This window comes from Streptomyces sp. NPDC054887 (assembly GCF_053610585.1).
In genome coordinates this window covers 1-11,341 of record NZ_JBSGYQ010000071.1, presented here as the reverse complement: position 1 = coordinate 11,341, position 11,341 = coordinate 1, and the positions used below count along the sequence as shown (strand labels likewise).

General features: G+C 73.4%; 7 protein-coding genes and 1 riboswitch. Of the genes, 5 read left to right on the top strand and 2 right to left on the bottom strand.

Going from position 1 to position 11,341, the window contains the following annotated elements; genetic code table 11:
- Positions 1-118: 118 nt before the first annotated feature.
- A riboswitch (FMN riboswitch) is annotated at positions 119-249 on the bottom strand.
- Between the two features lie 187 nt (positions 250-436).
- Positions 437-2,767 (top strand): chitinase C-terminal domain-containing protein, encoded by a 2,331-nt coding sequence (locus ACWGH0_RS29405; protein ID WP_453407291.1) that lies wholly within the window; start codon positions 437-439, stop codon positions 2,765-2,767.
- A 238-nt stretch (positions 2,768-3,005) separates the two neighbouring features.
- On the opposite strand, the gene ACWGH0_RS29400 is transcribed toward ACWGH0_RS29405, so the two are convergent.
- The gene (locus tag ACWGH0_RS29400; protein WP_453407290.1) at positions 3,006-4,178 is read right to left on the bottom strand and encodes an ROK family transcriptional regulator; all 1,173 of its coding nucleotides are present in this window, start codon (positions 4,176-4,178) and stop codon (positions 3,006-3,008) included.
- 121 nt (positions 4,179-4,299) lie between these two features.
- Here ACWGH0_RS29400 and ACWGH0_RS29395 point away from each other — a divergent pair, with 121 nt between their 5' ends.
- Complete coding sequence (locus tag ACWGH0_RS29395) at positions 4,300-5,538, top strand: MFS transporter (RefSeq protein WP_453407289.1); 1,239 nt, start codon at positions 4,300-4,302, stop codon at positions 5,536-5,538.
- A 205-nt stretch (positions 5,539-5,743) separates the two neighbouring features.
- A complete protein-coding gene (locus tag ACWGH0_RS29390) occupies positions 5,744-7,138 on the top strand; it encodes a uracil-xanthine permease family protein (protein ID WP_453407288.1) in 1,395 nt (464 codons plus the stop codon).
- Between the two features lie 108 nt (positions 7,139-7,246).
- On the opposite strand, the gene ACWGH0_RS29385 is transcribed toward ACWGH0_RS29390, so the two are convergent.
- On the bottom strand, positions 7,247-8,455 hold the full coding sequence (locus tag ACWGH0_RS29385) for a glycoside hydrolase family 6 protein (RefSeq protein ID WP_453407287.1): 1,209 nt from the start codon (positions 8,453-8,455) through the stop codon (positions 7,247-7,249).
- 145 nt (positions 8,456-8,600) lie between these two features.
- Here ACWGH0_RS29385 and ACWGH0_RS29380 point away from each other — a divergent pair, with 145 nt between their 5' ends.
- Both ACWGH0_RS29380 and ACWGH0_RS29375 read left to right on the top strand, forming a co-directional pair.
- Positions 8,601-9,314 (top strand): DUF5995 family protein, encoded by a 714-nt coding sequence (locus tag ACWGH0_RS29380; RefSeq protein ID WP_453407286.1) that lies wholly within the window; start codon positions 8,601-8,603, stop codon positions 9,312-9,314.
- A 370-nt stretch (positions 9,315-9,684) separates the two neighbouring features.
- Positions 9,685-11,217 carry a substrate-binding domain-containing protein gene (locus ACWGH0_RS29375; protein WP_453407285.1) on the top strand — a complete coding sequence of 511 codons (1,533 nt, stop codon included), beginning with the start codon at positions 9,685-9,687 and terminating at the stop codon, positions 11,215-11,217.
- The last annotated feature ends 124 nt before the right edge of the window (positions 11,218-11,341 follow it).

Sequence of the window (11,341 nt, the reverse complement as noted above, 5' to 3'; positions counted from 1 at the left end):
GACAGAGAGCGGGAACGCCAACGGGTACGACGGGACGCCGGTGGCCGGAAAGAGGGGTCGCCCGTGAAGGACGAACCGCACCGCCGGCAGCGGCGTACCGATGACCTGTGACGGCCCGCCGCGCACTGCCTCCCATCCGGACTTTCACCGTCGGTACAGGAATTTCACCTGTTCAACCGGTCACTGGAGGTGACCGGGTCGCGGACTGTAACCGCCGGTTCGGAATTACACCGACCCCGGAGTGCGCTGCTGCTGGTACAGGGTCAGTGTGCCACGCCCGGCGGCGGGCCACGCGGGCGATGTCCTGTGGCCCGGCTCACAGAAGATTGGTCCATACCTATTGACGCGGTGGTCTAGTCCTCTTAACGTCTGCGCCAACGAGACGATCACCCACCGTTCGTCGTGCCAGGCCGACCCTCCCCAGGAGGAACAGACCGTGCTGTCCCCCACCCGAGCGAGAACCTCCCTGCTCGCCGCCGGCGCGGCCGTCGCCGGACTCCTGCTCAGTTCGCTCGCCGGAGGCGTCTCGCACGCCGCCGACAACGAGTCCTGTCGTCCCGACGGCCTCTACAAGACCCCGGGCGTCGACGTCCCGTACTGCTCGGTCTACGACACCGAGGGCCGCGAGAAGATGGGCGCCGACCACAAGCGCCGCGTCATCGGCTACTTCACCGGCTGGCGTACGGGCAAGAACGGCGAGCCCGCCTACCTCGCCTCCGACATCCCGTGGGACAAGGTCACCCACCTCAACTACGCCTTCGCGCACATCGGCGGCGACCACCGGATCTCGGTCGGCGCCGACGGCGAGAAGAACCCGGCGACCGGGATGACCTGGCCCGGCGTGGCCGGTGCGGAGATGGACCCGGCGTACGGCTACAAGGGCCACTTCAACCTGCTGAGCAAGTTCAAGAAGCAGCACCCGGACGTCAAGACGCTCGTGTCGGTGGGCGGCTGGGCGGAGACCGGCGGGTACTTCGCCGACAACGGCGACCGGGTGAACTCCGGCGGCTTCTACTCCATGGCGACCAACGCGGACGGCTCGGTCAACCAGGCGGGCATCGACACCTTCGCCGACTCGACGGTCGCGTTCATCAAGAAGTACGGCTTCAACGGCGTCGACATCGACTACGAGTACCCGACGACGATGAAGGACGCGGGCAACCCGCTGGACTTCTCGTACTCCAACGCCCGCCGGGCCGGGCTGGTCAAGGGCTACGCGGCGCTGATGAAGTCGCTGCGCGAGAAGCTGGACCGGGCGGGCGCAGCGGACGGGAAGCACTACCTGCTGACCGTGGCCGCGCCCTCGTCGGGCTATCTGCTGCGCGGCATGGAGACGTTCCAGGTCCAGAAGTACCTGGACTACGTCAACATCATGTCGTACGACCTGCACGGCGCCTGGAACGAGTACGTCGGCCCCAACGCCTCGCTCTTCGACGACGGCAAGGACGCCGAACTGGCCGCCGCGGGCGTGTACTCCACCGCGCAGTACGGCGGGATCGGCTACCTGAACACCGACTGGGCGTACCACTACTTCCGCGGCTCGATGCCGGCCGGGCGCATCAACATCGGCCTGCCGTACTACACCCGCGGCCACAAGAACGTGCAGGGCGGCACGGACGGGCTCTGGGGCAGGGCGCCCTCGACGAACTGCCCGGCGGGCGCCGGCCTGACGAAGTGCGGCGACGGGGCCTCCGGCATCGACAACCTGTGGCACGACAAGGACACCGCGGGCAAGGAGTCGCCGGCCGGGTCCAACCCGATGTGGCACGCGAAGAATCTGGAGAAGGGCGTCGTCGGGGACTACGTCACGAAGTACGGCTTCCCCGCCGACACCAGACTGACCGGCACGTACGCCCGCAAGTACGACCCGACGCTCGTCGCGCCCTGGCTGTGGAACGCGGAGAAGAAGGTCTTCCTGTCGACCGAGGACGAGCAGTCCGTGAAGGCCAAGGCCGACTACGTCGTGGACAAGGGCATCGGCGGCACGATGGTCTGGGAGCTCGCGGGCGACTACGGCTGGAACGCGGCGAAGGGCCAGTACGAGATCGGTGACACGCTGACGACGGCGATGTACGAGAAGTTCAAGTCGGCCTCCCCGTACGGCGCCAAGCGCTCCGCCGTCGAGCTGCCGGCGAAGACGCTCGACATCCGCGTGGACTTCGGGCAGTTCCCGCTCGGCGACTCGAACTACCCGATCAGCCCCAAGCTGAAGATCACGAACAACTCGAAGACGACGCTGCCGGGCGGCACGGAGTTCCAGTTCGACTACGCGACCTCCGCACCGGCCAACGCCAAGGACCAGTCCGGCTTCAACACGAGGATCGTGCGAAGCGACCACACCGCCGCCAACAACATCGGCGGTCTGAAGGGCGACTACCACCGCGTCTCGCTGAAGCTGCCGGCCTGGCAGACGCTCGCGCCGGGCGCCTCCGTCGAGCTGGACTTCGTCTACTACCTGCCGACCTCCACTCCGTCCAACTGGACGGTGACGTTCGGCGGCCAGTCCTACGCCCTGGCGGGGGACCTGGCTCGCGGTACGACGCCGGCGGATCCGGGCACCGGGACCGGCCCGGGGCCGGACCCGAGCCCGACGCCGAGCCCGGGCGGGGCGTGCACCTCGCCCGCGTGGAGCGCCACGTCCGAGTACGGCGGCGGCACGACCGTCGCCCACAAGTCGCACCACTGGAAGTCCAAGTGGTGGACCAAGGGCGAGGAGCCGGGCACCACCGGCGAGTGGGGCGTCTGGCAGGACCTCGGCGCCTGCTGATCCCCGGTTCGAACGCCCGGCGGCGGGTGACCGGCCCTTCCCGCCGCCGGGTCCGGCTCTTCCCCCGCCGGGTCCCCGTGAGCACCCCGCGGGCCCCCGGAGCACCGGCTTCGGCGGCTCGCGGGGCAGACACGTCCCGCCACCCTGCCGGCAGGCGGGGTCGCGGGGCAGACATGTCTCGTGACCCTGCCGCCAGGCGGGGTCGCGGTGCTTTCCGCGCCGAGTGGTTGTCGCGGTGTCAGCTCCGGGGAGCGAACACGTCGTCCTGGGCCGCCTCCCGCGCCGTCAGCAGCGCGCCCTGGAGCACCGCCGCGTCGCCCAGCTCCCCGGCCCGCACCTCCGTGCGCAGCGGCGAGATCGCGGCCAGCCGGCCGGCGACGCGCGCGGCGAGGGCCGCGCCGCCCGCGTGGCCGCTCTCGCCGCCCAGCACGACGCAGCCCGGGTCGAGCACGGCGGTGACGGCGGCCGCCCCGACGGCCAGGTGCCCGGCGAGGGCGTCCAGGAAGGGCTCGCCGCGCGCCCCCGCCGCGACGGCCGTCCGTACACCGGCGGCGGCCGAGGTGTCCCCGGCGGTCGCGATGCCGTGCCGTTCGGCGAGGGCGGCGAGGGCGGCGCCGCCGGCCAGCGAGTGGAACCCGCCGCCGCAGTCCGTGGCCGACGGCAGGCCCACCGTGCCCGGCACCGGCAGGAACCCGACCTCGCCCGCGCCGCCCGAGGCGCCCCGGCGCAGCTTGCCGTCGAGCACCAGCGCCGCGCCGACGCCGTGGCCGAGCCACAGCAGTACGAAGGTGTCGCGGTCGCGGGCCGCGCCGAGCCGCTGCTCGGCGACGGCCGCCAGGTTGGTCTCGTTCTCCACGAGCACGGTGGCGGGCAGGCGCTCCTGAAGGGCGTCGACCAGTCTGCGGTGCCAGGCGGGGAGCCCGGCCGTCCGGCGCAGTTCACCGGTGGCCGGGTCGATCAGGCCGGGCGCGCCCACGCCGACGCTGTGCAGCCGGGCCGCGCCGGCCTCACGGGCGGTGCGCTCCAGCAGGGCCACCGCCCGCTCGACGGCCGGTTCGGTGCCGGTCGCGTCGCCGTCGATCGGCAGCGTCGCCTCGGCCAGGGTCCTGCCGAGCAGGTCGGCCACGACCACGGAGACGCCCTGGGTCCGTACGTCGAGCGCGGCGAGGTGGGCGCGGTCCGCCACGATGCCGTACAGCCGGGCGTTCGGGCCCCGGCGCCGCGCCCCGGCCTCCCCCACGACGGCGATCAGGCCCGCGTCCTGGAGCCGTTCGACCAGATCGGCGACAGAGGGGCGGGAGAGTCCGGTCAGCGTCTTGAGCTGCCCGGCCGTCAGGGGACCCTCGTCCTGGAGCAGCTTGAGGGCGAACCGGTCGTTGATGGCCCGGGCGGTGCTCGGTGATGCGGGCATGCCACGGATCCTCTCAGACGCCCCTCAGTGCCTCGGCGCCCACTGCGGTCTATTTATCAGGCAGGGTCCCTGATAGTTTACTCCGGCACGCTGGAGGAACGGGTTACGGGAGGCGCGGCACATGTCGGGCGAAAAGGGCTACAGCCGACCGCGGTTGAAGCGGGCGCGGTACGCCGTGGCCGCTGTCTTCTGCGTGCACGGAGCGGTGACCGGCAGCTTCGCGACCCGCATTCCGTGGATCGCGGACCACACCGGCGTCAGTGCGGGCCAGCTCGGCCTGGCGCTGGCCTTCCCCGCGATCGGCGCCTCGGTGGCGATGCCGCTGGCCGGCGCGATCAGCCACCGGTACGGATCGCGAGCCGCGCTGCGCGGGCTGCTGGCGCTGTGGACGCTCTCGCTCGCACTGCCCGCGCTGGCGCCGAACCTCCTGGCGCTGTGCGCCGCGTTGTTCGTGTACGGCGCGACGGCGGGTATGTCGGACGTGGCCATGAACGCGCTGGGCGTGGAGGTCGAGAACAGGCTCGACAAGTCCATCATGTCCGGGCTGCACGGCCTGTGGAGCGCGGGCGCGCTGATCGGTTCGGCGGCGGGAACGGTCGCCGCGCACCTGGGCGGCGACGCGCGGCTGCACCACGCGGTGGCCGCCGCCGTGCTCACCGTGCTGGGGCTGGTCGCGTGCCGGGGCGTGCTCGACCTGCGCCCCGAGCGGGACACGCAGGCCCCGCCGCGTTTCGCGCTGCCGCCGCGGTCCGCGCTGGTGATCGGTGCGATCGGGTTCTGCGCGGTGTTCGCGGAGGGCGCGAGTCTGGACTGGTCGGCGGTCTACCTCCGCGACGTGCTGCACACCTCGCCGGGTGTCGCGGCCGCGTCGACGACCGCGTTCGCGCTGACGATGACGGTGGCGCGGCTGTTCGGCGACCGGGTGGTCGACCGGTTCGGTCCGGTGCGTACGGTCCGGGTGGGCGGCGTCGCGGCGACGGCCGGCGGGGTGCTCGTGGTGGCGGCGCCCGGCCCGGCGTCGGCCATGGCCGGTTTCGCGCTGATCGGCCTCGGCATCGCGGTGGTCGTACCGCTGGCCTTCGCCGCGGCGGGCCGCTCGGGGCCGAGTCCCAGTCAGGCGATCGCGGGCGTCGCGACGATCACGTACACGTCCGGTCTGATCGCGCCGTCGGCGATCGGGGCGGTGGCGGACGTGACGTCGCTGGTGGTGTCGTTCGGCGTGGTGACCGCGCTCGCGTTCGGGCTCGTGATCGGTGCGGGGGTACTGCGCGGGGCGGGCCGGGCGGCGGCCGCCGGGCCCGGAGCCTCCGCGGCGCCGGCCCCGGCGAGCGAGGACAAGGAACCGGGCGTCCCGCGGTGACCGCGGTCGGAGTCGCGGGGTGGGGCGGGGACGGGGTTACGGCGCTGGTGCGCTGACGGTTGCCGCTCCGGCGCGCCGACGCGTATCAGTGCGGCACGAGGACTTCTGCGCGGCACGGTGAGGACTTCTGCGCGGCCGGCGCCGGTTCCTTCCGGCCTTAGCATGGCTGGGTTCATTTTCTGACCGATTTCGTACGGGAGCCACCATGAACCTCGGGGTGCGCTGGACCCTGCACGGCGACGGGCGGACCCCCGCCCCCGGAGCCGTGGTCCGGCCCGACGAGCGCCTCTCCTGGCCCCGTACGGCCGGGTTGGGCGCCCAGCACGTGGTCGCCATGTTCGGAGCCTCGTTCGTCGCTCCGGTGCTCATGGGTCTCGATCCGAACCTGGCCATCATGATGTCCGGCGTCGCGACGGTCATCTTCCTGCTCGCCACCCGCGGCCGCGTACCGAGCTACCTGGGCTGCTCGCTCTCCTTCGTCGGCGTGGCCGCCGCGATCCGGGCCTCCGGCGGCGACAGCGGCACCGTCACCGGCGCGGTCCTCGTCGTGGGCGCGGCGCTCTTCCTCGCCGGCCTGGCCGTGCGGAAGTTCGGCGCCCGCGTCATCCACGTCGCGATGCCGCCGGTCGTCACCGGCGCGGTCGTCATGCTGATCGGCTTCAACCTGGCCCCGGTGACGGCCTCGACGTACTGGCCGCAGGACCAGTGGACGGCGCTGCTGGTCATGCTGTTCACGGGGCTGGCCGTCGTCTGTCTTCGCGGCTTCTTCTCCCGCGTCGCGATCTTCCTCGGCCTGCTCTTCGGCTACGCGGTCTCCTGGGTCCTCGACCGGCTCCTGGGCAAGATCCACTCCCCGGTGGGCGGCGCCGAGGCCGTCGACCACTGGCGTCTGGATCTGTCGGCGGTAGGCCGGGCCGACTGGATCGGACTGCCCTCCTTCCACGCGCCGAGCTTCGAGTGGTCGGCGATCCTCGTTGCGCTGCCCGTCGTCATCGCGCTGATCGCGGAGAACGCCGGGCACGTCAAGGCCGTCGGCGAGATGACCGGCGACTCCCTCGACGACCAGTTGGGCACCGCCATCGCCGCCGACGGCGCGGCGTCCATGCTGTCCACCGCCGTCGGCGGGCCGCCCAACACGACGTACTCCGAGAACATCGGCGTCATGGCCGCCACCCGCGTCTACTCCACCGCCGCGTACTGGGCCGCCGCGGGCTTCGCGCTGCTCTTCGGGGTGTGCCCGAAGTTCGGCGCGGTCGTCGCCGCCGTCCCCGGCGGCGTGCTCGGCGGCATCACCGTCATCCTGTACGGCATGATCGGCCTGCTCGGCGCCCAGATCTGGACCAACGCCCGCGTGGACCTGCGCAATCCGCTGAACCTGGTGCCGGCCGCCGCGGGCATCGTCATCGGCGTCGGCGGCGTCAACCTGAAGATCACCGACAACTTCGAGCTCGGCGGCATCGCGCTCGGCACGATCGTCGTGATCACCGGCTACCACGTCCTGCGCGCCCTGGCACCCGCCCATCTCAAGGAGCAGGAGCCGCTGCTGGACGCGGGCACCTCGACGTACGACACCAGCACGAACGACACCACCAAGAACTAGCACGCGAGTCCGGGCGCGGCCCGGGACGTACGGCCGGTGCGTCCGGGCGGTGCTTCGTCCGGGTGCGGCCCCCGGACAGGGCCGCCGGTGCGTCCGGGCGGTGTTTCCTCAGCCGCCCTGCGCCAGTTGGTACGCGTAGTCCGGCGTGAAGGAGCCCGCCGCCCCCTTGCAGCCGTCGGACTCCCCCGGCAGTTTGATCCACAGGTAGGCGTCGATCCGGGGCTCGCCGGTCCGCGTGGTCGGGGCCCGGCCGAGCGCCCGGCCCGCCGGGTCGCACCACTGGCCCCCGGCCGGCGGGCCGTTGCCGTTCCTGCTGGTGTCGACGACCGCGCCGAGCCCCGGCGGGCCGCCGAGCGCGGCGAGGACGCGCCGGGCGTACGCGGCCTCGTCGGCGGTGCGGTGGAAGTTGGCGACGTTCGTGAAGACGCCGTCGCTGTGCGACCTTGCGCCCGCCGCGCGCAGGGCGGACGCCTGCTTCTCGGCGGTGTGCCAGCCGGAGTGCCCCGCGTCGAAGTAGACCCTCGCCCGGGGGTTCGCGGCGTGCAGGACGCGGCCGGCACGGGCCAGGGAGGCGAACCGCGCCTGCCGCTCGCCGTCGGACAGGCAGTCGGAGAGGGCGATCGAGTCGGGCTCCAGCACGACGACCACCTCGGCGTTGCCGAGCCCCGCCGCGAAGTCCGCGATCCAGCCGTCGTACGCCCCGAGGTCCGGCGCGCCGCCCTGGGACGCGCCCCCGCAGTCGCGGTCGGGGATGGCGTACGGAACGAGGACGGGGACCCGGTCGGCCGCCTCGGCCGCCGAGGTCACCGACCGCACCTCGGCGGTGACGGCGCCCGGGTTGTACGCCGCGAACCACACGGCGGCGGGCCGGTCGGCGATCCGGGAGGTGATGAGCGGGCGCCTCGGGTCGTCCCCGTTGGCCCTGACCCAGTCGAGGACCTGGGACTCGGGGTGCCGGTAGAGGGCCGCGCCCGTGAGCCCCTGCCGGGGAGCCGCCGCCGGCTTCCCGGTGGGCCGTGGCCGCGCCGGCGGCGACGCGGAACGCGCGGGCGCGGACGGCTTCGCGGACGGCACGGCCGCCGGGCGCGAGGCCGGGGCCGACGCCTTGGCGGAAGGGGTGGCCGAGGGGCTGGGCCGAGCGGGCAGTGGCCCCGGGACCGGCGTTGCGGCCGTGTCCGGACGTGCGGCGGTCCGGCGGTCCCCCTCGCCCGCCGACGCGGACACCACCCCCGTCACCGCGGCCACGGCGACGACCGCCGAGGCCCCGAGGGCCATCGCGTGGCGGCGCCGCGCACGCCGCCGTTCGACGCGCCGCATCCGGCGCTGTGTACGTGCTCCAGGCACCCTGGCTCTCCCCCGGTCGGCCGTCCCCCGGCGCCCGCGACACGGTTCGTTCCCCCGTTCTGGGGAAGCCCGCGTCTACGGTGCCCGGGAAAAAGCCTAGGGCTGCGACGCTGCCCGTATGGCGCAGATCGAGCACTTCCCAGCTCAGGCGGACCGCTCAAGGACCTCGGTCGACGCGGTGGTGGCGCGGATGCGTTCCTTCCGCTGCGACTGGCCGCCGTCGGACGGCCTCGCCGTCTTCAACCGGGTCTATCTGGCGGTCACCGAGGAGATCGACCGGCGCATCGACGGCGGGCTGTTCCCCGACGCCCGCACCGCCGCCACCCTCGACGTGCTCTTCGCCGAGCGCTACCTGACGGCCGTCGACGCGTCGGCGGCGGGCCGGCGCGGGCCCGCGTGCTGGCGGCCGCTGCTGATGTACCGGCGCCATCCGGGCGTACGGCCGCTCCAGTTCGCGCTCGCCGGGATCAACGCCCACATCGGGCACGATCTGGCGCTGGCCGTGGTCGACGCGTGCGACGTGCTCGGCTGCCGGCCGGCCGATCTGGAGGGCGACTTCGACCGGGTGGGCGACACGCTGGTGGCGCTGGAGGAACGCGTCCGCGAGGAGCTGCTGCCCGGGCCGGACCTGTTGGAGATCGCCGATCCGCTGACGCATCTGCTCGGGTCGTGGAGTCTGGACCGGGCCCGCGACGCCGCCTGGTCCGCCGCCCGCCTCCTGTGGCGGTTGCGCGAACTCCCGGAGTTGGCCGAGGACTTCACCGAGCGGCTGGACGCGGGGGTGGGCCTGGTCGGGCGGATGCTGCTGACACCGCTGCCCCGCTGCGACTGAGCCGGGGCCGGACGCGTACTGGTTACGGGCGCCACCCCGGCGTGACGGAACTCGCGCCCAGGGGAGCCGTCACAGCCCCTCCGCCGGTGGCCGCCACAGCCCTCCGCGACCGAGCCGGGGAGCCCACCGCGCGCCAGTGCCCGCCCTCGCCCCGGCGCGACCGAACCGGGGGCCCGAGGCGGCCGCGCACCGGGCGTACGTCGCCGCGTGCCGGTGCCCGCCACCGCCCCGGCGCGCGCGCCGGTGACGCCCCGGTGAACAGCGTCCGTCGGACTGCCCCGGCCCGCTCGGACGCGCCCCCTCCGGCCCTACCCTGACCCGCACAAGCGCGCGAACGGGCGCGCGCCGGCGGCTGGGGCGAGGACGACGCGTGGAGTGGTTGAACCCCGAGAACGTGGTGGCGCTGCTGACCGCCACGGTCGGTGTGGCGGCCGCGGTGGGGCCCTTCTGGTACGAGCGCCGGGTCCCCCGCCGCAAACGGATCGGCTACCGCGTGCAGATGGACACCCCCATCGGCGGCGACGCGCGCAACGGTCACGACACCGTGCGGCTGGGCCTGTTCGACGACTCCCCCGACATGTCCGACGCGACCCTCGTCCTGATCCGCGTCGAGAACGACGGCGCGCAGGGCATTTCGGCCGCCGACTACACCGGCCCGGACACCCACGGGCTCACCGTCCATTTCACCGACCGCACCGTCCGGGGTGTGGCGGTCACCCAGCCCAACCCCGAACACGCCCACCTCATGGCGCACTTCACCCCCGAGGCGGGGATGCGGCGCCACGAGAACCGCGTCCACCTGCCGAAGGTGCCGCTCAACCGGGGCCAGCACTACAAACTCCTCGTGCTGCTCGGCGGGGGCGGCGTCGGCAGTCCGGTCCGGGTGAGCGGCGGCATCCAGGACGGCGCGGTGATGCCCAACGAGAGCACGACGCCGGACGACAAGCCGCCCCTCTTCAGCCGCCCGGCCCGGGCCCTCATCCTGGCGCTCGCCGTCTGCGTCGTCGCCCTGGCCACCCTCACCGTTTTGCGCGAGGACGCGGTCCCGCCGCCCATGGGCTGCGCCGCGGGGAAGCTGACGGTGACCGGCTCCACGGCGTTCACACCGGTGGCGGAGGAACTGGCCGAGAAGTACGAGGACGAGTGCCCCGGTTCGGAGATCACCGTGGACACCCACGGCAGCACCGCCGGAATCCGCGCCCTCGACGAGGCGGGCGGCGCGGCCGAGGACGGCTCACCCGCTGTCGTCGCGCTGTCCGACGGTCCCAAGCCGAACGGCTATCCGCGGCTGCGCGAGAGCCGGGTGGCCGTCTCCGCGTTCACTCTCGTCGTCAACGACCGTGTGCAGCTCAAGGGCCTGACGACCGCCCAGGTACGGGCGCTGTACGCCGGCTCCGTACGGAACTGGAAGGAGCTCGACGGCCCCGATCTGCCGGTCCGCCTGGTGAGCCGGGACGCCAACTCCGGCACCCGGCAGGTCTTCCAGCGCCGTGTGCTGGGCCGGGGCGAGCCCGCGAACACCTCGCAGGACTGTGTCCGCCGCGACGACGGGCGGCCCGGGATCGTCCGCTGCGAGCTCGACTCGACCGAGCAGGTGCTGGCCGAGGTCGCCTCCGTCCCGGGCGCCCTCGGCTACAGCGAACTGCGCTCGGGCACCGGCCCCGCGGGGCTGCACCGCCTGCGCCTGGACGGCCGGGCGCCGAGCATCGACGCCATCGGGGCCGGCGGCTACCCGTACCACGAGATCGAGTACGCCTACACGTACGGCAGCCCGCCCGCCGACTCGCTGGTCTCCAGCTTCCTCGTCTACCTGACGCGGGGCAGCGGCCAGGACGTCATCCGTACCCACGGCCACCTGCCGTGCGCCGCCCCGGAAGCGGCGAAGCCCTGCGCCGGGGAGTAGGCACAGGGCTGTTGAGGGCCGCGGGGGCCGGCCCCCGGCCCGCCGCCCCCCCGGCCACCCCGGGGCGGGGGCCGCCGTCGAAGAAAAAAAAAAAAACCCCCACCCCACACCAATAAAACACCTC

What these genes read in the sequence shown, in the direction of transcription:
- ACWGH0_RS29380 (WP_453407286.1), top strand. Translation starts at nt 8,601, where the DNA reads ATGGCGCAGATCGAGCACTTCCCAGCTCAGGCGGACCGCTCAAGGACC.
- ACWGH0_RS29390 (WP_453407288.1), top strand. Translation starts at nt 5,744, where the DNA reads ATGAACCTCGGGGTGCGCTGGACCCTGCACGGCGACGGGCGGACCCCC.
- ACWGH0_RS29395 (WP_453407289.1), top strand. Translation starts at nt 4,300, where the DNA reads ATGTCGGGCGAAAAGGGCTACAGCCGACCGCGGTTGAAGCGGGCGCGG.
- ACWGH0_RS29385 (WP_453407287.1), bottom strand. Translation starts at nt 8,455, where the DNA reads ATGCGGCGCGTCGAACGGCGGCGTGCGCGGCGCCGCCACGCGATGGCC.
- ACWGH0_RS29400 (WP_453407290.1), bottom strand. Translation starts at nt 4,178, where the DNA reads ATGCCCGCATCACCGAGCACCGCCCGGGCCATCAACGACCGGTTCGCC.